This is a genomic window from Roseburia sp. AM51-8 (assembly GCF_003478275.1).
Classification (GTDB): Bacteria; Bacillota; Clostridia; order Lachnospirales; family Lachnospiraceae; genus Pararoseburia; species Pararoseburia lenta.
Window position 1 is genome coordinate 72,477 of the sequence record NZ_QUEY01000004.1, and the last position, 21,207, is coordinate 93,683.

Consider the following 21,207-nt stretch of genomic DNA (forward strand, 5'->3'; position numbering starts at 1 on the left):
TCTCAACTAGTTCCTTAATCTACTCATGATCACAATGGTATCGTCTATACTGCGGACCGCGCACATGATCGTATCATCCCCGGCGATACTTCCCACGATCTCCGGCAATTCCATATGATCGAGTGCTGCTGCCACTGCCATCGCCATCCCGGAAACGGTCTTGATGACAAGAATGTTCTGTGCGTTGTCCATAGACACATATCCATCCCGGAAAATGCGGATATATTTTTCCGCCATCTTCTCTTCGGTCTTACGATATGCCACATAGCGTAGTTTTCCATCGCTCATGGCTACCTTTGTCAGTTTCATCTCTCGAATATCTCGGGAAACCGTGGCTTGTGTTGCCACAAATCCGGCACGTTCCAATTCCATGGTCAATTCTTCCTGCGTGCCAATCTCCTTTTTTACGATCAGATCCAAGATCTTTGCCTGACGTTCTGCTTTCATGTCCTTACCTCTTATACTGTATCAAACAACTCTATCTATACTCCATCAATCGTCATCCGCCTGTAACTTGGTACGGATGCGATCCAAAAAACTCACATCCCGCAAATGAATCATCTTTGTGGTCTCCTTTGCCCGATGTACAACGAGTTTTTCTCCCGGATGCAATAATCTCTTGTGATTGCCGTCAAAACTGATCTCGGCTTCCTCTGTCCCATCTTCCCTGCGCGACTCGATCTCGATCACCAATTCATCATAGGGATCCAGAACAATGCTTCTGGCATTTAGGGTATGCGGATTGATCGGTGTCAGAAGGATGAGATTGGTCATAGGATTGACGATCGGACCATTGGCGGAAAGATTGTATGCCGTTGATCCGGTCGGTGTCGCAAAGATTACCCCATCACAATTATAGGCATAAAGATACTGCCCATTGACATAAACGACAACATGCATGACCTGCAGGCCTGCACTCGAACAAAGCACAATATCATTGAGTGCCTGGATCTCTTTGCCCGCATTGCCCTGGGCATCTACCATATGCCCGGACAACATCATCCGTTCTTCAATACTGTAATCGCCTGCCATCATGGCATCGATGGCATCATAGACCGATGCATCATCCAGATCACACAGATAGCCCAGATGCCCGCGGTTGATCCCGATCATTGGGATATTTTTTCCAAAAATATTCTGTGCAGCCCGGATCACCGTACCGTCACCGCCGGCAACTAAGATTCCCTGTGTGTCCTCCGGCAAATCCAGTTCTGCTTCTAATGCATCATCCGGATTGATCCCATAGGAGCAGGTTCCGCCCTTTTTTTCGATATAATCCGTCAGTTTCTGCACAAATTCTAAGATTTCTTTTTTATCTTCTCTTGCTACAACAAAAAAATGTTTCATGCCTATTTATCCAGTTCTCCATGGGCTGCCGCTACAACTGCCCCCACATCAATCACTTCTTGGCTCTCCGCCTCGGCATCCTTTACGATATGTACCAGATACTCGATATTTCCTTCCGGTCCCTTGATCGGCGAATAATCCAGATGCAGGATGCCAAATCCGATGGACTTTGCAAATAAGATCACGCGCTCGATCACCTCTTTATGTACTGCCGGATCCCTTACCACGCCTTTTTTTCCGACCTTGTCCTTACCTGCTTCAAACTGCGGTTTGATGAGACATACCATCTGTCCGCCGTCTTTTAAAAGTTCCTTTGCCGGTCCCAAGACCTTGGTCAGGGAAATAAAAGATACATCCACGGACGCAAAATTCAAAGCGTCCCCGATGTCCTCCGGTGTCACATAGCGGATGTTGGTCTTTTCCATGCAGACCACCCGCGGATCCTGCCGCAGTTTCCAGGCAAACTGTCCATATCCTACATCCACGGCATAGACCTTCTTTGCTCCGTTTTGTAACATACAATCGGTAAAGCCTCCGGTCGATGCCCCGATATCCATGCAGACCTTGTCATCTAGGGTAATGCCAAACTGTGCCATTGCCTTTTCCAGTTTCAGTCCGCCACGGCTGACATAACGCAGGGTATTGCCATGGATCTCAATATTCACGGACGGATCAAAAAAAGTGCCCGCCTTATCTTCTCTCTGGTTGTCTACAAAGACATTACCCTCCATGATCATGGTCTTTGCCTTTTCTCTGGAAGGGGCAAGTCCTTTTTGCACCAATAAAACATCCAAACGTTCTTTCATGCTTATCTATCCTATAATTTTTCTAAGATCTGCCGCGTGATACCATCGGCATCGATCCCTAATTCTTTTTGCAAGACTGCCACATTGCCATGCTCTACAAAATGGTCTCCGATCGCAATAGAAAGGATCTGTCCTTCATAGCCCTCCCGACGAAGGAAACATGCCACATGCTCACCAAAGCCGCCCAAGGCTACATTTTCCTCCAAAATAACGATCATAGAGTGCTTGGTCATGGCTTCTTTTAAATATGCCACATCAAAAGGCTTGGCAAATCTGGCATTGACAAGCGTTGCCTCTATGCCTTTTTCCTTTAACTGCCCGCAGACAGCCTCGGCGGTCTTTACCATACTGCCCAAAGCAAACAGGAGTATATCCTGCCCCACTGTGATCTCCTCACACTTGCCGTAGACGATCGGCTGACGGTGTTCCTGCAAGCCGTCATATGCCTCTCCTCTCGGATAACGAAGGGCGATCGGTGCATCATAAGCGATCGCATACTTTAACATATCGGAAAGTTCCCATTTATTTTTCGGTGCCATGACAGTCATATTCGGCATTTCAGTCAAATAGGACAGATCAAAAACGCCTGATGGGTCTCTCCATCACTGCCGACAAGTCCCGCCCGGTCAATAGCAAATACAACCGGAAGATTTTGCATACAGACATCATGCAGCATCTGGTCATAGCCTCTCTGTAAAAAGGAGGAATAGACCGCAAAGACCGGATGCATGCCTCCTGCTGCAAGTGCAGCGGCAAAGGTCACGGCGTGTTCTTCCGCAATCCCCACATCAAAGAAACGATCCGGGAACATATTGTGAAAACGCTTGAGTCCACAACCGTCTGCCATGGCTGCGGTGATGGCAACTAACTTGTCATCCCGGTCTCCCATCTTGCGCATAACGGTTGAAAATACATCGGTATAGGTCGCTTTCCCATGGGAAAGCGGGATCCCTGTCTCAATATCAAAAGGTGCCGTACCGTGGAAACGGGACGGATGTCTTTCTGCCGGGCGGTAGCCATATCCTTCTTGGTAAGAACGTGCACTAAGACCGGTCCCTGTACCTGCGAAGCCTCCTGAAAGACTTTGAGCATAGCGGATATGTCGTGCCCATCCACAGGTCCTAGATACATGATCCCCATATCTTCAAAGATCATCCCCGGGATCACCATCTGTTTGATACTGCTCTTGGTCTTGCGAATACCGGATACAATGCGCTCGCCATAAACCGGGATCTTTTCCAAAGAAGACTGCACGCCCTCTTTTAATTCCACATAGTTCGTGCTGGTACGCAGTTTTGACAAATGTCTGGACATCCCGCCGACATTTTCTGAGATCGACATATTGTTATCATTTAATACGATGATAAAATTCTTCTTGAGGGCGGCGGCATTATTCATCGCCTCATATGCCATACCGCCTGTCAGGGCTCCGTCACCGATCACAGAAACCACCTTGTAGTCCTCATTCTGTAACTCTCTCGCCCATGCCAGTCCAAGTCCTGCGGAGATGGAAGTAGAACTGTGTCCGGTATCAAAGGAATCACACGGACTCTCTGTCCGCTTTGGGAAGCCACTCATACCACCATACTGGCGCAGATGATCAAAGTCGTCCTTGCGGCCAGTCAGGATCTTGTGGGTATAAGACTGGTGTCCCACGTCCCACACGATCTTATCCTTTGGAAAATCCAAAAAAAGATGCAATGCCATCGTCAGTTCCACGGTTCCTAAGTTGGACGCCAAATGTCCGCCGAGTTCTGAGATCTTTTCGATCAAAAAAGTACGGATCTCCTGTCGTAAGACATCTATCTCTGCCGGTGTCAAATTCTTAATATCATTTTCTTTTTGTATCTTATCTAACACCATAAGTCTCATCCTCTACTTATCGCGAAGCACCATCCATCGTAAAAGTTCTGTCAAAAATGGATTTTCGTATGGAAGTTCTTGTAAAATAGCGATCGCATCGTCTGTCAGATCTGCCACTTCCTGCTTTGCTTTTTCTAAACCTTCAAATACAACATAAGTTGCCTTCTGGTTCTTCTCATCACTGCCAACGGATTTACCGATTGTCTCTGTCTCACCGATCACATCCAAGACATCATCCTGAATCTGGAAAGCAAGTCCGATCTTTTTTGCCACATCTTCGATCTGTTCGACTTCTTCATCCGTCGCGCCACCTAAAATAGCACCGATCATCATAGCTGCCTCGATCAGGGCTCCGGTCTTCAACTCATAGATAAAGTCCAAACGATTCTTGGAGATACCGTATTGTTTCTCGGCTTCCACATCTACGACCTGACCGCCGATCATGCCATAAATACCGGCTTTTTTTGCCAGAACCTTGAGTGAACGGATGACAGCCCTGTTGTCTGCCCCCTTGGTCTCATCCAAAGTATCCAGCGCAATCTCAAAGGCATAATTGAGCAAGCCATCACCTGCTAAAACGCCCATAGCCTCGCCGAATTTGGCATGTGTCGTCAATTTGCCACGGCGCAATTCATCATCATCCATGGCTGGCAGATCATCATGCACCAAAGAATATGTGTGGATCAGTTCGATCGCTGCCACAAAAGATTCGATTGCCTTGTTGGAACCACCGAATAATTTGTAAGTCTCCAGCATGAGGATAGGACGGATCCGCTTGCCCCCTGCCAAAACACTATAGTTCATTGCCTGAAATACTGTCTTCTGATAACCTTTTTCCGCCGGTAACACACGGTAGATCATACGGTCTGCGTCGCTTGCCTTATAGGCGATTTCCTTATTGATATCCATAACTACACCTCTTCAAATGTTTCTAACTCACCATTACTGTTCAACATCTGTACCTTTTGCTCTACGGCATTCATCAGGTCATTGCAGTGCTTGATCTGCTGCATACCTGATTGATATAACAAAAAAGAATCCTCCAAAGTCACTTCATTGGACTCTAACTTGTTCAAGATTTCTTCAATTTCTGCAAAACTCTGTTCTATGGTCAATTCTTTTTCTTCCATGCTACATCCTCATCGATTTCTTTTATGACAGCCTGCATCCTGCCGTCACGCACATAAACCTGCACAGGATCTCCTATGCTACGCCTTTTATCGAAGACAGGCAATGTCCGCTCTCATCTGCTACATAGGCATAGCCTTGTGCCAGTTTTTTCAAAGGCGACATGCCCTCCAAACGCTCTGCCAAAAGCCGCATCCGCCCATCAAAGCCGTCCAGCCTCCTTCGCATCGTCTGCTGCAAACGGTCTTCCAAATGCATGGCATACTGTCTTTTCTCATTGAGCCGCCCCATTGGACTCAAAAGCAGCATCTGCCTTTTTAGCCCTTCCAAGGTCTGTCTGTCCTTTTGCAGATGCATCTGCATGGACTGCTGCATACGGACCTGGACGGATGTCAAAGCACCAGCGACCTCCTCATAGGAAAAGACTGCCAGTTCGGCTGCCGCCGACGGTGTCGGTGCGCGTAGATCAGCCACAAAATCACAGATCGTCGTATCGGTCTCATGCCCCACCGCCGAAATGACCGGTGTATTGCAGTTGAACACGGCTCTGGCTACGGCTTCCTCATTAAATGCCCATAGGTCTTCGATCGAGCCACCGCCTCTGCCGACGATCAAAACGTCTAAACCCATGGCATCCAGCGCCATGATACCGGAAATGATACTCTCCACGGCGCCCTCGCCCTGTACCAAAGCCGGATATAAGGCAATGGATACATGAGGATTGCGTCTTTTGGAGATCTGGATGATATCCCGCACGGCTGCGCCGGTCGGTGCCGTCACAATGCCGATCCGTTGTGCAAAACGGGGAATAGGCTTTTTGTACTCTGCGGCAAACATGCCCATTTCTTCCAGTTCTTTTTTTAACTGTTCAAAACGTACATACAGATCTCCTGCCCCATCCAACGTGATCTCTTTTGCGTAGATCTGATAGGTACCGCCCTTTTCATAGACGGAAACGGAACCTGTGACCACGACCTTATCTCCATCCTTCATAGGAAAACGCAGACCCTTGACACGGTTCCCGCGAAAGAGGATGGCAGAGATCGCTCCGCCTGCGTCCTTTAAGGTGAAGTAGATATGACCGCTGGAATGATATTTGCAGTTGGAGACCTCTCCCTTGATACGGATATCACGGAGTAAGAAATCCTCTGCAAACATACGTTGGATATAGGCATTGACCTGCCCTACACCATAGATATTTTTATTCATGGATCCTTGCTAATACTCCGTTGACAAATCCTGCTGACTGATCTGTGCCATAGGTCTTTGCCAGTTCTACGGCTTCATTGATGGCAATGCCCTTTGGCAATTTCTCATAGCGAATCTCATAGACTGCCAGACGGATCAAAGACAGGTCGACCTTTGCCATACGGCTGGTCTTCCAGCCCTCCACTGCCTCATCGATGATCGCATCGATCTCCTCAACGTGTGCAAAGATGTCACTGCTCTTGTCAGCAATGTATTTTTCCTGTTCTAATTCCTTATCGCTCTTGACCGGGAATTCTTCTGTCTCTTTCTCCGGCTCGCTCTCATCCTGCAAGAATAGGTCTACCTGTTCCGGTAGATCTTCCTGCGCATGAAAATCCGCCTGAAAGATGATCTTAAATATCTCTTCTCGTATTTGTCTTCTTGTCATTGTCATAGACCTTTTTCGCTCCCTCAATGTATTGATAATATGGTAAAAAAGGATGTCTTTTCAGACACCCTTGATTATAGCGCAATCCTTGATAAAACAAAAGAATTATTCCCCTGCAACCGCTACAGATGCAATCTTGATATCTACGCTGATGACCTCAAGTCCAACCATGTTCTCGATCGCATTCTTGACCTTGTCCTGCACCTGCTGGCAGATCTTTGGGATCTCATAGCCATAAGAGATATTCACTCCCAGACGTACTGCAACTTTGTTTTCTTCTTCTGTGATGATCTTTACACCCTTGGATAACTTGTTCATCCCAGCCTTGCTGATCACTTCATTGGTCAGATTTCCAGCCAGAGAAGATACACCTTCCACCTCTGTAGCAGCAAGTCCTGCGATGATTGCAACTACTTCATCTGTGATATTGACCCCACCATTTTCGCTCTCTTTGATAACAAAACTCTTTCTATCTTCTGCCATATCGGTAGCCTCCTAAACATATTCTTAGCATTATTATATCAGACCTCCCGTAAATTGGGAAGTTTTTTATCTTTTGTCTTTTGGCAGCCAGTGCAAATCGTACGGTGTCATCTGGTAGACATAATAATCCAGATAATTGGTATATAAGCAATTTGCATGGGAACGCCATTGTAAAAACGGTCTTTCGTTCACATCATCATTAGGATAATAATTGACCGGCATCTGGATATCCATGCCTTTTTCCAGATCCCGCTTGTACTCTTTATCCAGGGTCAAACGATCGTATTCCGGATGTCCCATGCAAAAGATCTGGCTGTTATCCTTGGACAGGATCAAAAAGATGCCTGCTTCTTCCGACTCTGCCAGCACGATCAGATCCGGGTTGTTTCGGATGGCATCCTCGTCCATTCTGGTGTGTCTGGAATGTGGTGCCATGAAATAATCATCAAAACCGCGTACCAATGGGATCTTGCGGTTTTGCACCCTGTGCTTGTAGACACCAAAGATCTTTTGATCTAAGATCTCCTTTTTGATACCGTAGTGATAATATAGCCCTGCCTGTGCGCCCCAGCACTGGTAAAAAGTACAGGTCACATGGGTCTTTGACCACTCCATGATCTCGACCAGTTCATCCCAGTAATCCACTTCTTCAAAATCATGCAGTTCCACCGGTGCTCCCGTGATGATCAGGCCGTCCAGATTACGGTTTTTGATGTCACCAAAGGTCTGGTAAAACTTGTTCAAATGGCTCATGGACGTATTTTTTGAAATATGGCTCTCCACTGCGATAAAAGTAATGTCTACCTGAAGCGGGGAATTTGACAGGGAACGCAGCATCTGCAGTTCCGTATCCTCTTTTAAAGGCATAAGGTTCAGGATCCCGATCTCGATCGGGCGGATATCCTGATGCAATGCCCTTTCCTCGTCCATAACAAATATATTTTCATGCTCTAAGATCGCCTTTGCAGGCAGATCGCTCTGTGTTTTGATCGGCATAATTGCCCCCTCTTTCTATCTCTATTCTCTAGGCTTTGGCCTGAAGCATTTCTAATAATTCTTCCTCTGTAAGCACGGTGACTCCTAAAGCGTTCGCCTTATCCAATTTGCTTCCTGCATTTTCACCCGCCAGTAGGTAGTTTGTCTTTTTGGAAACAGAACTGCTGACCTTGCCGCCGTGGCGTTCGATCAATTCTGCTGCTTCCTTTCTTCCCATGCCGGGGAGTGTTCCTGTGATCACAAATGTAAGATCTGCCAGCACATCGTCACTATCTGCTGCCTGAAGGCGTGCCATATTGACACCGTGCTTTTGCATTCGCTCCAAGATCCCCAGACTGACCGGATCACGAAAATAAGCATAGATGGCTTTTGCACTGATCTCGCCAATATCATTGACCTCGACCAGTTTTTCCGGCTCTGCCTTTGCTACCGCATCGATCGAACCAAAATAGTCCAAAAGCGATTTTGCCGCTGCTTTGCCAATCCCCGGTATGCCCAGTCCTGTCAGAAGGCGGTAGGCATCATTCTCCTTGGATGCCTCGATCACTCCGAGAAGTTTATCTGTATTTTTTTCTTTGCCCAGGATACCCTTTTCGATCAATTCGTCCCGGTATTCATAGAGTCCATAAATATCCGCAATGTCGTGCAGATAGTCCTGATGGATGAGTTCCTCAATATAGCTGTGCCAAATCCCTTGATATCCATGGCATCGCGCCCCACAAAATTGATGATATGGCGTTCCAGTTGTGCCGGACAGGTCGCAGAAGAACACTTGATATCTGCCGTGTTTTCTTCCCGATAGGTCGGCGCTCCACACACCGGGCACTTATCCGGGATCACAAAGGTCTTTACCCCTGCCGGACGTTTGTCATGCAATACCTCTTTGACCTTTGGAATGATCTCTCCCGATTTGTAGACAAGGATGGTATCGCCGATCCCGATATCCAGATCATTGATAAAATCCTGATTGTGCAGGGTTGCCCGGCTGACCGAAGTCCCACACAGACGGATCGGTTCAAAATGGCAGTCGGTGTGATACGCCCCGTACGCCCTACCGATAATTCGATATCCAGTAATTTGGTCTCTTTTTCCTCCGGCGGATACTTGTAGGCGATCGCCCAGCGTGGCACTTTAGATGTATTTCCCAAAAGTTCGCGGTCGGAAAAACGGTTGATCTTGACCACCGCTCCGTCAATATCATACGCCAGATTGCCACGGTTCTCCCCTATGGCACAGATGGCATCCCAGACTTCCTCGCCACTGTGGCAGACCCGGTAATCCTCAATGACCGGGATGTGCTGGGATTTCATATATTCGTATGCCTCGGTGTGGGTCAAAAATTCCCGTCCCACCGATTGCTGTAAATTAAAAATAAACATGGAAAGATGGCGTTCCTTTACCACCTTGCTGTCCAACTGCCGAAGCGTGCCCGCCGCACAGTTTCTTGGGTTGGCAAAAGTCTTTTTGCCCAGCAGTTCCTGCGTCTCATTCACATGGGAAAAAGCGGCTTCCGTCATGTAGACTTCTCCACGGATCTCCAGATAGTCCGGTGCGTCCTTTAAGGTCGTCTTTACATCTTCGATCACCTTGGCATTTGCTGTAACATCCTCGCCAAAGTTGATGCCATCACCTCTGGTCTCTGCCAGCGCAAGTTTGCCCTGCTCGTAGCGCAAGGACATGGAAAGCCCATCGATCTTGTACTCAACGACAAACTCAGGATCTTCCAGTTTTTCCTGCATTTCTGCCACAAAGTTCATGACCTCTTCCTTAGAGAAGACATCCTGCAAACTCAGCATTGGCACATTGTGACGCACCAGTACTCCTGCCTCTCTCTTGGCATTGCCACCGACTTTTTGTGTCGGAGAAGACGCGTCCACCAGTTCCGGATGCTCTTTTTCGATCTGCTTTAGACGCTGCATGAGCATATCATACTCATAGTCTGTAATCTCCGGTGCATCCATATTATAGTAACGATTGCTGTGATATTCGATTTGTTCCCGTAATGTTTTTACTTCTTCCTTAATATCCATATCAACCTCTAAGTAATTTCTGTAACTCAGCAAATTCTGCCGCAGTGATCGGGCGATACTGCCCTTCCGCGATACCGTCCAGCGTCAGGTTCATGATGCGCACACGTTCCAGATCCCGTACATGATAACCGCATTCCATACACATGCGGCGGATCTGGCGGTTGAGTCCCTGGGTCAAAATAATGCGAAAAGTAAATTTGGATAACTTTTCTACTTTACAGGGTCTGGTCGTAACTTTCAGTTCTGACAGATAGACTCCTGCTGCCATACGCTCTACAAAAGCTGCATCAATCGGACGATCTACGCGTACGATATACTCTTTTTCATGATGGTAACGACTGCGCATGATCTGATTGACCAGATCTCCCTGATTGGTCATCAAAAGGAGTCCTCTGGAATTTTTATCCAGACGTCCTACCGGATAAAGCCGGGTCGAATAATCAATATAATCGACCACATTGTGTTTCTCCCGCTTTTCTGCCGTACAGACAATCCCAACAGGCTTGTTGAATAAAAGTAGGACATCCTTGGGCTTTCCTATGACCTCTCGTCCACAGTATTCCACACAATCGGACATTTTAACCTTTTGTCCCATGCCAGCCACTTTGCCGTTGACTAAGACTTTGCCTGCCTCGATACACCGGTCCGCTTCTCTTCTGGAACAAATACCTGCTTCGCTCAAATATTTATTTAGGCGGATCTCTTCTTCTGCCATGGGTCTCCTTTCTGTCCGATTCCTATAAGGCTACGAAAGGGACAGACCATATGGACTGCCCCTAAAGATACATTATAAAACTGCTTTTACTGTAAGTATTCTGTCTTGCAGTATCCCTGCTTGCCGTTGTAATTGACCTTGGTCCATCCATCCGCATAAGACTCGATCACAGTGACCTGTTCGCCTGCGTATGCAACTGCTACCTTGGAAGCAGTCTCACTCATGCTCTCGCGAACATTGACCGTATTGGCAAGTGTGATCTCCTGTCCCTGGCTCAGGTTTGCACTGCTATTTGTTGACTGGCTTGTATCTTGTGTACTGTCACCAGATACATCTGCCAGATAATCTGCCTTTACATATGCCTTGGTGCCATTGTAGTCGATCTTTGCCCAGCCATTTTCATCTGCATACCAGGTAACCTGCGTACCGGATGCCAACTGTCCTAACAAGTTCCATCCTCGGATGCGGCATCACGCACATTGATCTTGTCGGTTGTGACCTTTGTCTTAGCGTTTGCTGCCTCTGCTGCTTCGGCTGCCGCTGCTTCCTCTGCTGCCTTGGCTTCTTCTGCCGCCTTGGCTGCTGCTTCTTCCTCTGCTGCCTTGGCTGCTGCTGCCTCTTCCGCTGCCTGGGCTACGGATGCCTTATAATCTGCCGCCCACTGCTTGATAGCATCCTGTAAGGTCGTATTGACAAAGGTGTTCAGATTTTCGTCTGCAAGCATTGCCTCGTTGCATTCCTGCTGTACTTCTGCCTGCAAAGCAAGGACATCACTCTGTTGTTCAAAGGTAGCGATCAAGGATGCGATATCCGTATCCATGTCAAATTCGCCGTTGGACTGGTTGAATGAACCATATACATTGTTGATGTAAAGGCTTCCATCATCCTTGGTCTGGACATAGAAGAAATCAAGCCCTGCAACCGGTGTATCTATATTTGCAAACTTGATCTGCAAATATACGGAACACAGATAGGAATCCTTGTCCAAGCCACGCTTTGTGTAAACCTTTAAATTCTGGTACTTTTCAATATATTGACTATAGAACTGGATATAACTGACTTCTGCATCTGAAATCGGAGTAGCGATTTGCTTGAGAGAATCGGTATCTCCTGCTGCATAATATTCGTAATATTTGGTAATCAGGTCATTGACTTCCTGATTGTCACTTTCCGCATACTGCTGATATGCGCCTGCCATCGGATCCTTGTCCGATGTCGTACCATCTGTACATCTGGCAAGGATGAGTACCATAGCCACAAAGACTGCCGCTGCGCCAAAATATCTCGCATTCTTTTTAAGGAATTCTGTAATTTTATCTATTTTTATCTTCTGAAAGAATTCTTTCACCTTCAACAATATCACCTCCAAAAAAGTTTCCCCAACACATAGTGTTTTGAATGTAGACGACTGGATTCGAACCAGCGATCTTCGGAGTCGGAGTCCGATGCGTTATCCAGCTACGCTACGCCTACTTAATACAAATCTTGTTTATTCTATCAAAATCACGAGCCAAAGTCAATGTAAGAAACATGCCAATGTTTGACAGAGCCAACAATTTCTTATAATATAGTTATTGTTAATTTTATGTCGCAATCTGCGACAGAATGGAGATTATCATGAGTTTTTCATATTTAAAAAAGATGCCGGATCCGGACACCATCAAAAGTGAATTTGCCTTAACACCGGAGATGAAGGCATTAAAGGCTGACAGAGATCAGCAGATCGCAGATATCATTACAGGAAAAGATGACCGCGTGCTCGCCATCATCGGACCATGCTCCGCAGACAACGAAGATTCTGTCTGTGAGTATGTCAACCGCCTGACCTCCGTACAGGAAAAGATCAAAGACCGTGTGCTCATCGTTCCTCGTATCTATACCAATAAACCTAGGACCACCGGTTCCGGTTACAAGGGCATTGCTTCCCAGCCGGATCCTACCAAGGCACCGGATATGGTCGAGGGTCTGATCGCCATGCGTAAAATGCACCTGCGTGCCATCCGCGAAAGCGGTTTTACCTGTGCAGACGAGATGCTCTACCCGGAGAACTGGCCTTATGTTGAAGACCTGCTCTCCTACGTTGCCATCGGTGCACGTTCTGTAGAAGACCAGCACCATCGTCTGACCGTCAGTGGTTTTGATGTAGCAAGTGGTATGAAAAATCCGACCAGCGGTGACTTTTCCGTTATGCTCAATTCCGTATATGCAGCACAACATGCACACCACTTTACTTTTTCCGGTTACGAGGTGCGCACAACCGGCAATCCTTTGGCGCATACGATCCTGCGCGGGGCTGTCAGCAAGCATGGCAACTGTGTACAGAACTACCACTACGAGGATCTGGTTCGCCTTTCCGATATGTATGCCTCTATGGATCTTGTCAATCCGGCTACGATCGTGGATGCCAACCACTCCAACTCCAACAAGCAGTTCAAGCAGCAGATCCGTATCGTCCGTGAAATCATGATGAGCCGCCAGTTCTCAAGCGATGTCAAGAACCTGGTCAAGGGCGTCATGGTAGAAAGTTATCTGGAAGAAGGCTCCCAGAAAATTTCCGATCATCAGGTCTATGGCAAGTCCATCACCGACCCATGTCTTGGATGGGAGGATTCTGAGAAGTTGCTTTATATGATCGCCGAGTTGAATAAATAAGAGGGGATTTATAGATTTATATGAAACGTGAACAATTAGGAAGTCGTCTGGGCTTCATCATGCTATCGGCGGGGTGCGCTATCGGCTGTGGAAATATGTGGAAATTTCCATGGATGTGCGGGCAAAATGGTGGCGGCTCTTTTATGCTGGTCTATATCATCTGTCTGATTATCCTCGGCATTCCGGCTCTTACCTTGGAATTTGCGATCGGCAGAGCCGCACAGACCAGTCCTCTCAATATGTATAAAAAATTGGAAAAGCCGGGTCAAAAATGGGGTGGTTTCGGCATTATCTGTCTGATCGGTAATCTGGCACTGATGGCATTTTACACCGTGGTATGCGGATGGCTCGTCTATTATTTCTGTAAATTTGTTGCCGGTAGGCAGCAGACTTTAGGATTTGCCTCCATGATCGCAAGTCCTACGATCAATGTGACTTTCCTGTTCATAACGGTTGTCCTTGCCTTTTTCATCCTGTCCTTCCATTTACAGGGCGGGCTTGAGCGGATCACAAAATTTATGATGAGCGCACTTTTAGTGCTCATGCTGGTACTGGCAGTCCACAGTCTTTTGTTAAAAGGTGCCGGACAAGGCGTACTTTTTTATCTGAAACCGGATATTTCCAAGATCAACGGATCTGTCGTGGTTGCCGCCATGAACCAGGCATTTTTCACGCTTTCCACCGGTATGGGAAGCATGGCGATCTTTGGCTCTTATATCGGAAAAGACCGCACCCTCATGGGCGAAGCCCTGCATGTCATCACGCTTGATACTTTAGTCGCTTTTTTAGCAGGTGTCATCATCTTCCCTGCATGTTTTACCTATGATCTGGAAGTCGGTGCCGGACCGAGCCTTTTATTTGATACGATGGCAACCGTCTTTAATAATATGCCCGGTGGGCGCGTCTGGGGATCCTTATTCTTTTTGTTTATGATCTTCGCTGCGCTCTCCACGGTGCTGGGTGTCTGCGAAAATATTCTTGCCATGGTCCGCGAACTGACCGGTTGGTCCAGACCAAAGGGAAGTCTGGTCTGTGGCATCATCGTCTTTTTACTGGCACTGACAACAGCACTCGGATTTAATGTCCTGCATTTCCAGCCATTTGCTGAAGGGACGACCTGGATGGACTTTTGGGACTTTGTTGTTTCTACTAACATACTGCCGCTGGGTTCTCTCGTCCTCGCCCTCTTCTGCTGTCATAAGTTTGGCTGGGGATGGGATAATTTCTTTAAGGAAGCCAATACCGGTGTCGGGCCTAAGATGAAGAACTGGCAGAAGCCCATTTTTACCTTCGTGGTACCTGTGATCATCGCCATCATTTATATTTATGGCATTGCGACTTTTTCTTGGAAGTAAATATTCCTATCATAATAAAACGCTGTAGGTTTGACCCACAGCGTTTTCTTTTCCTTATTCTGTTTCTTTCTTGCTCTCCCGCAAATAATAAATCGTCGGCACGACCACCATGGTAAGTATGGTAGAAAAGAGCAGTCCGAATAATAGCGTTACCGCCATCGGCGCTGACATGGGATCCTGTGATACGATCAGCGGTACCAAACCGATACAGGTCGTAACACTGGAGATCATGATCGGACGGAATCTTGCTGCCACCGCACTGCGGCAGGCTTCCCGGACGCTCTCGCCATTCCTTCGTTTCTCGTCGATGACCTCGATCAGAAGAATACCATTATTTACCACAATGCCAAAGAGGGCAACAATGCCCAAAAGCGCCATCGCCTGAATGTTCATGTTTAAGATCCAGAGTCCAAAGCAACAGCCGATCAGCGACAACGGTATGGAAGTCAGTATGTTGAGCGGCTTTCCAAAATCCTTAAACTGCAGAAGCAGGATAATGTATATGATCAAAATCGCCACACCTGCCGCCTTGATCAGATTTCCGACCAGAGTCATCATATTGCTCATCTCGCCCTGTTCCACAATGGTAAGTCCCTCGCTATCCATTTTGTCCAGATATTGTTTTTCAAAGTTTGATTCGATCGTGCCGGATACATAGCCGGATTGCACACCGGATAAGACCTTGACATACCGCTTTCCGTTATAATGGTTGATCAGCGGAATAGTCGGCTCCAGCGTGATGTCCGCCACCTGCCCCAACAAAACATGGGTATCACTGACGGAGCCGGAAATTGGCAGATTTTTCAGTTGTTCCAGACTATCCACCTTTGCCCTAACGACTATATCCATCTCATCCTCTGCGCCGGTATAAGTGGATGCCGTTGCCCCCATAAGGCTGGTATTGAGTTGCTTGACCACATCATATTTCAAAAGTCCATAACTGGATAATCTCTCACTGTCCAGATTTACCTTGTACTCATATTGTGCATTTACGGAAGTGTCACGCACATTCATCGTTCCTTCTATCTGGGACAGGTCTTCTACCATCTGTGCCGCAAATGCATTGATTTCATCCAGATCATCCCCCGATACCGTATAAACGATCTTATCATCTGCCGGCAGGGAGTATTCCAGACATTTGACCTCAATGCTTGCGCCGGTAACCTGCTCATTGATTTCCTCTTGCAGTTGTTTGGCAGCCTTTTCCGTACTGCCAACCTTTTTCAATGCATCCTCATCTAACTCCAGCATGATGCGTCCGGCATTGTCTGCATCATTCATGGAAGGTACCGATATGAAGAAACTCGGCAGTCCGCCGCCGATGGCTGTAGTATAATGTGCCACCAGTTCATCCTCTTTTAAGACATCTTCCACCTGATCTATGACTTTTTCCGTCGCATCCAGATTCATGGTTTCTCCACTGACATCCAGATAGATCACCGGCTTTGATGAATATGGGAAAAACTGCATGCCAAGTTGTGTGACTAAAAGCGCTGCCACGCCAAGCGTTGCAAAGGAAAACACCAGCGTCCGCTTCGGATAGCGAAGCCCGATCCCCAGCAGGCGGTCAAAAAATCCATGCACCGGATTCGGCTTTTTATTTTCTTTTTCCTTTTCCGGTTTAAAGAAGAAATATGCCAAAACCGGAATACCGCACATCGCCATGATATAGGAAGCGATCAGGGATGTGATAACAACCGTAGGGATCGTTCCTGCCACCTTACCGATCGTCCCCGGGATAAAATAGATAATACTAAAGGTCACGATCGTTGTAAGTGTACTGGTCAGTACCGGCAGCCAGGTTTCTTTGACACCGCCCGCAATGGCTTCTTCTTTTTCCTGTCCGGCGTTCATGCGCTGTTGGATCGCTTCGCTGATCACAACCGCATTATCCACCAAAATACCCAGACTGATGATCAAGGCTGCGATCGATATAAACTGAAACTCGATATTTAAAAGATACATGACCGTAAAAGTCACCAGAACACTGATTGGCAGTGCCGTACTGATGACAAGTGCATTGCGGATACCGACACCGATCAGGACAACCACCATGATCAGCAGGACACTTTCGATCAGATTCAAGATAAAGCCGTTGATATTTTCGCTGATTGCCTCCGGCGCATACATGACTTCATGGAAATCCAGATTTTCCGGCAACTGCTTCTTGATCGTATTGATCTGACTGCGGACATCTTTGCCGACATTTACCGCATTGACACCATCATCAAACTTGCCGACCAGAAGAATACAGCCTTTTCCGTCCTGCTCATAATGCTTATCACTGGTGTTTTCCACATAGACATTTGCCACATCCTTTAATTTTACAAAAGAAAGACTGTCATCCGCACCGCCGATCACTGTATTCTCAATATCTGACAGGCTGGTAAAAAGTCCGTCACTGGTCACCGTGACCGTACCGGAATCATAAGCAATACTCCTGCCGGAATATTAAGGTTCTGCGCCTGCATCAAGGATAAGATATTTTCAATGGAAACATTGTAAGACTGCAATTTCTGGATGTCAGCCTCCACCACAACCTGTTTCGTGCTGGCGCCCTCAATGGATACCGATGCCACATGATCGATATCCTCCAGTTGATCCTTGATCGTATCTGCATAGGCTACCAGTTCCTCCGAAGAATAGTCTTCTCCCGACAAACTAATGATAAATTGATTATTTGAGACCAGATCCGTTTTTACTGTACTTGTCTGGCACATATCCGGCAGGTCGCCCTGCACATCCCGATACACATTCTCGCAACTTGGATTCCACCTGGTCGATCGTCACATCTGTGGTATAATACACGATCACGGCGCTTGCAGATTCCATACTCATACTGGTTGTATAGTCCACATTCGCCAACTGCCCAATGGCATCTTCCAATTTATCTGTCACGTATTCCTCTACCTCTTCCGGTGAAGCTCCCGGATAGATAGTCGTCACGAGCGCAACCGCTATGGACGTGTCCGGATTTTCCTGCTTTGGCACCAGATAATAAGAAATGCCGCCCAGTAAAACAATGATCGCCAGAAAGAATACCACAATATAGCGATTATGTAATAAACCTTTTGTTAATTTATCCATGCCCTGCCCCCTTATTCTGCCTTGTCATAGGACACAGCACTACCTGTACGGACCAGCTTCATGCCTTCGCAGATGATCTTATCCCCTGCTTTTGTTCCTTCGACCAGCACCTGATCATCACTGACTTCCAGGACATTGATATACTCACGCTTTGCCCTGTCATTTTCCACCACATAAACATAATCATTGCCATCATTTAGGATCACCGACAAAGGCAGCCAGATGCCGGTCCGTTCTCCTATATTAATCTCAACGGTTGCCAGTTCTCCCAGATATACCTCCGGATCCGCGGTATCTACCGTCACATCCGTCGCATAAGTCCTGGTATTCTCATCCGGCGTCACATCTATGCTCTTAATATTTCCGGCAAAAGTCTTATCTCCAATCTGGATCTGTGCGGCCATACCGGCAGAAAGGGATGTAATATCTGTCTGTGACACACCGAAATTGATCACAACATCATGCGTTGCCAGAACAACCGCCGGCATGATCGGTGTTGAAACACTGCCCTCTGTCGCAGAAACATTGACCACATATCCCGCCTTGGGTGCTTTCAGCGTACATTTATCTACTGCACTCTGTGCCTTTTCCACATTGTCCGCAGCATTATCATAGGCTTCGTTGGCATTATCCAAGGCATCACGCGCAGAGTCCAGCCGTTCTTTCTGGGCTTTTGCCTCATCGGAATCTGCCCCTTCTTTTGCCTTTTTATCATAGGCTTCCTGAGCACTGTCTACATTTCGCTGATAGACTTCCAAGGTGCTTTGTGCAGAATCCAGTTCCAACTTGGTAGAATAATACTCGGTATTGGTCTCCGGCATATTGCCAAGGCTGCCGTTGCCCGGCTTGTACTGCGACATGCCATCCAACTTGCTCTTGATGGCATCCACCTTTTTCTGCTGCTCATCCCTTCTTGCTATGGCATCATTTAGATTTTCCAATTCACGTTTGGTACCGCAGGCTGTCGCATAGTCCTCCTGGGCATTCTCATAAGATTCCTGCGCATTTTTTCTTGTCTTGTCCGCATATTCCAAAGTCCGATTGGCACTATCCAACTGATCCTCTGCATCCCCGGCATCCATGGTACAAAGGATCTGTCCCTCTGCGACTTCCTGCCCTTTTTCGACATTCACGGTCTCAATCGTCCCAACCGTTTCAAAGGTACATTGGATGGTTTCTTCCGGCTGGACAATCCCCGTATAGGAAAGACTTACATCACTCCCGGTCTCCCCCGCCTCCATGACCTTGACCTGATATACCTTTTCCGCCACCTGTTCTTCCTTTTGCTTCTGCTTGCGGAGAACCACGATAAAGCCGATCGCCACCGCCAAAATTATCAGAAGTAAAAATACCCAGACCTTTTTATTTTTCAATAATTTTTTTCCTTTTTCCATAATAAATCACCTGCCATTTTCTTACTTTAATTTTAAGGCATAGCGACTATCTTTTACAAGGAAGGACATAAGATTCAATTCTTAAATTTTTATAAATTAAGCCACGGATGGGCTTTATACCATACACGGTGTACATATCCGGACACAAAAAGACACCGAAGGCACAAAGTCGTCTTCTGACTCTGCACCGTCGGTGTCTTTTCCGTAAATCTAAATTATAAATTAGAATATCCCATCAGATATTCATCTACTTCTCTTGCACAATCACGTCCCTGTCGAATTGCCTTCACAACCAACGACTGACCGGTATGCATATCGCCCGCGGTAAAGATCTTGTCTACCGAAGCGGCAAACTTTCCTGCCTCCGTAGCGACATTGGTTCTGCCGTCCACCTTTACCTTAAAGGCATCGGTCACATAAGACTGGCTTCCCAAAAAACCTGCGGCGATCAGCACCAGTTGGCATGGCACTTCTTTTTCTGTACCTTCCACCGGCACCATCATGCGTCTGCCGGTCTTTTCGTCCGTCTTGGATTCCAGACTGACAAGGATAACGCTCTTTAGGTTGCCGCTGCGGTCTTTCTTGAATTCTTTAACCGTCGTTGTATAAATACGCGGATCATGTCCAAAGACTGCGATTGCTTCTTCCTGACCGTAATCTGTCTTGCAGACCAGCGGCCACTGTGGCCAAGGATTGCTCTCCCGTCTCTCATCCGGTGCCTTCGGCATCATTTCCAGTTGTGTGATGGATTTGCAGCCATGACGCATGCAGGTACCCACACAGTCATTACCGGTATCACCACCACCGATCACGATCACATCTTTATCCTTTGCAGAGATAAAAGTTCCTTCTTTTAATCCATTGTCCCACAGGCTCTTGGTCGTGGAGGTCAAAAAATCTACCGCAAAGTAGATACCTTTTGCCTCTCTGCCCGGCGCCTGGATGTCTCTTGGATTGGATGCCCCGCATGCTAAGATCACAGCATCATATTCTGCCAGGAGTTCCTTTGGCTTGATGTCCTTACCAACATCTACATTGGTCTTAAAGGTAATGCCCTCTTCTTCCATAACAGCGATCTTGCGGTCAATGATCTGCTTTTCCAGTTTCATATTTGGAATACCGTAACGGAGCAATCCACCCACACGGTCATTTCTCTCATAGACCGTCACTGCATGTCCTCTGGAATTGAGTTGGTCTGCTGCTGCAAGCCCGGAAGGACCGGAACCGATGACCGCGATCTTTTTGCCGGAACGATTGACCGGCGGCTTTGCGTCTGCCAGACCGTGTGCATAGGCGTATTCAATGATAGCACGCTCATTTTCCCTGGTCGTGACCGGATCTCCGTTCAGCCCGCAGGTACATGCCTTTTCACAAAGTCCCGGGCATACACGGCAAGTAAATTCCGGGAAATTGCTGGTCTTGTGCAAACGCAGGTACGCCTGCTCCCAGTTGCCATGATAGACCAGATCGTTCCACTCCGGTATCAGGTTGTTGAGAGGACACCCCGAGGTCATCCCCTTGATCGTCATACCCGACTGGCAGAAAGGAACACCGCAGTCCATACAACGTGATCCCTGTCTCTGCTGTTCTTCTGTTGAAAGTGGAATATGAAATTCGTTAAAATTCTTGATTCTCTCCTTTGCGTCGATCGCCTGTGACTCCCGACGCTCATATTCTAAAAATCCTGTTGCTTTTCCCATTGGTATCTCCTTTCT

Annotated in this window: 18 protein-coding genes, 1 tRNA gene and 3 pseudogenes; 2 read left to right on the forward strand and 20 right to left on the reverse strand. The window is 47.2% G+C overall.

All coding sequences use genetic code 11. The features are described from left to right. Positions 1 to 6: 6 nt before the first annotated feature. From argR to DW996_RS09695, 15 genes and pseudogenes are all read right to left on the reverse strand, one after another. Complete coding sequence (gene argR, locus DW996_RS09625; RefSeq protein ID WP_118535560.1) at positions 7 to 447, reverse strand: arginine repressor; 441 nt, start codon at positions 445 to 447, stop codon at positions 7 to 9. Positions 448 to 492: 45 nt separating this feature from the next. Further along, positions 493 to 1,347 carry an NAD(+)/NADH kinase gene (locus DW996_RS09630; protein WP_118535561.1) on the reverse strand — a complete coding sequence of 285 codons (855 nt, stop codon included), beginning with the start codon at positions 1,345 to 1,347 and terminating at the stop codon, positions 493 to 495. 2 nt (positions 1,348 to 1,349) lie between these two features. Continuing rightward, positions 1,350 to 2,153, reverse strand: a complete 804-nt coding sequence (locus DW996_RS09635; protein WP_118281997.1) for a TlyA family RNA methyltransferase — start codon at positions 2,151 to 2,153, stop codon at positions 1,350 to 1,352. Between the two features lie 11 nt (positions 2,154 to 2,164). After that, a pseudogene (dxs, locus tag DW996_RS14880) lies at positions 2,165 to 4,016 on the reverse strand (1-deoxy-D-xylulose-5-phosphate synthase). Between the two features lie 12 nt (positions 4,017 to 4,028). Then, positions 4,029 to 4,925: a polyprenyl synthetase family protein gene (locus DW996_RS09645; protein ID WP_118535562.1), complete on the reverse strand. Its 897-nt coding sequence runs from the start codon at positions 4,923 to 4,925 to the stop codon at positions 4,029 to 4,031. 2 nt (positions 4,926 to 4,927) lie between these two features. Next, complete coding sequence (xseB, locus tag DW996_RS09650; protein ID WP_118282000.1) at positions 4,928 to 5,146, reverse strand: exodeoxyribonuclease VII small subunit; 219 nt, start codon at positions 5,144 to 5,146, stop codon at positions 4,928 to 4,930. Then, positions 5,128 to 6,353, reverse strand: a pseudogene (xseA, locus tag DW996_RS09655) (exodeoxyribonuclease VII large subunit). The gene xseB and the pseudogene xseA overlap by 19 nt, the downstream one beginning before the upstream one ends. Next, complete coding sequence (gene nusB, locus DW996_RS09660) at positions 6,346 to 6,786, reverse strand: transcription antitermination factor NusB (RefSeq protein ID WP_330428904.1); 441 nt, start codon at positions 6,784 to 6,786, stop codon at positions 6,346 to 6,348. Before nusB ends, xseA begins: the two are co-directional and overlap by 8 nt. Before the next feature lie 99 nt (positions 6,787 to 6,885). Beyond that, the gene (locus DW996_RS09665) at positions 6,886 to 7,263 is read right to left on the reverse strand and encodes an Asp23/Gls24 family envelope stress response protein (protein ID WP_118282002.1); all 378 of its coding nucleotides are present in this window, start codon (positions 7,261 to 7,263) and stop codon (positions 6,886 to 6,888) included. A gap of 66 nt (positions 7,264 to 7,329) precedes the next feature. Then, positions 7,330 to 8,259, reverse strand: coding sequence for a homoserine O-acetyltransferase MetA (gene metA / locus DW996_RS09670; RefSeq protein WP_118282003.1), 930 nt, complete (start codon positions 8,257 to 8,259; stop codon positions 7,330 to 7,332). A gap of 28 nt (positions 8,260 to 8,287) precedes the next feature. Next, positions 8,288 to 10,289: pseudogene (gene ligA / locus DW996_RS14885) on the reverse strand (NAD-dependent DNA ligase LigA). A 1-nt stretch (position 10,290) separates the two neighbouring features. Beyond that, positions 10,291 to 11,004 (reverse strand): pseudouridine synthase, encoded by a 714-nt coding sequence (locus DW996_RS09680; protein WP_118535563.1) that lies wholly within the window; start codon positions 11,002 to 11,004, stop codon positions 10,291 to 10,293. Positions 11,005 to 11,090: 86 nt separating this feature from the next. Further along, positions 11,091 to 11,453 (reverse strand): SH3 domain-containing protein, encoded by a 363-nt coding sequence (locus DW996_RS09685; protein ID WP_118535564.1) that lies wholly within the window; start codon positions 11,451 to 11,453, stop codon positions 11,091 to 11,093. Next, on the reverse strand, positions 11,447 to 12,358 hold the full coding sequence (locus DW996_RS09690) for a hypothetical protein (RefSeq protein WP_118535565.1): 912 nt from the start codon (positions 12,356 to 12,358) through the stop codon (positions 11,447 to 11,449). Before DW996_RS09690 ends, DW996_RS09685 begins: the two co-directional genes overlap by 7 nt. Before the next feature lie 45 nt (positions 12,359 to 12,403). Further along, positions 12,404 to 12,477, reverse strand: a tRNA-Arg gene (locus tag DW996_RS09695). Positions 12,478 to 12,621: 144 nt separating this feature from the next. On the opposite strand from DW996_RS09695, the gene DW996_RS09700 reads away from it, so the two are divergent. Then, complete coding sequence (locus tag DW996_RS09700; protein ID WP_118535566.1) at positions 12,622 to 13,656, forward strand: 3-deoxy-7-phosphoheptulonate synthase; 1,035 nt, start codon at positions 12,622 to 12,624, stop codon at positions 13,654 to 13,656. A gap of 20 nt (positions 13,657 to 13,676) precedes the next feature. Beyond that, the gene (locus DW996_RS09705; RefSeq protein ID WP_118535567.1) at positions 13,677 to 15,011 is read left to right on the forward strand and encodes a sodium-dependent transporter; all 1,335 of its coding nucleotides are present in this window, start codon (positions 13,677 to 13,679) and stop codon (positions 15,009 to 15,011) included. A 54-nt stretch (positions 15,012 to 15,065) separates the two neighbouring features. Here DW996_RS09705 and DW996_RS09710 read toward each other — a convergent pair whose 3' ends face one another. The 5 genes from DW996_RS09710 to DW996_RS09730 form a co-directional block, all read right to left on the reverse strand. Further along, entirely contained in the window at positions 15,066 to 17,420 is a 2,355-nt protein-coding gene (locus DW996_RS09710; protein WP_158575306.1) for an efflux RND transporter permease subunit, read from the reverse strand. Next, positions 17,417 to 17,731 (reverse strand): efflux RND transporter permease subunit, encoded by a 315-nt coding sequence (locus tag DW996_RS13645; RefSeq protein ID WP_118535569.1) that lies wholly within the window; start codon positions 17,729 to 17,731, stop codon positions 17,417 to 17,419. Before DW996_RS13645 ends, DW996_RS09710 begins: the two co-directional genes overlap by 4 nt. Beyond that, positions 17,688 to 18,098, reverse strand: a complete 411-nt coding sequence (locus DW996_RS13650; RefSeq protein WP_118535570.1) for an efflux RND transporter permease subunit — start codon at positions 18,096 to 18,098, stop codon at positions 17,688 to 17,690. The genes DW996_RS13645 and DW996_RS13650 overlap by 44 nt, the downstream gene beginning before the upstream one ends. An 11-nt stretch (positions 18,099 to 18,109) precedes the next feature. After that, positions 18,110 to 19,492 (reverse strand): efflux RND transporter periplasmic adaptor subunit, encoded by a 1,383-nt coding sequence (locus DW996_RS09725; RefSeq protein WP_118535571.1) that lies wholly within the window; start codon positions 19,490 to 19,492, stop codon positions 18,110 to 18,112. 215 nt (positions 19,493 to 19,707) lie between these two features. Continuing rightward, on the reverse strand, positions 19,708 to 21,192 hold the full coding sequence (locus tag DW996_RS09730) for a glutamate synthase subunit beta (RefSeq protein WP_118535572.1): 1,485 nt from the start codon (positions 21,190 to 21,192) through the stop codon (positions 19,708 to 19,710). Between the last annotated feature and the right edge of the window lie 15 nt (positions 21,193 to 21,207).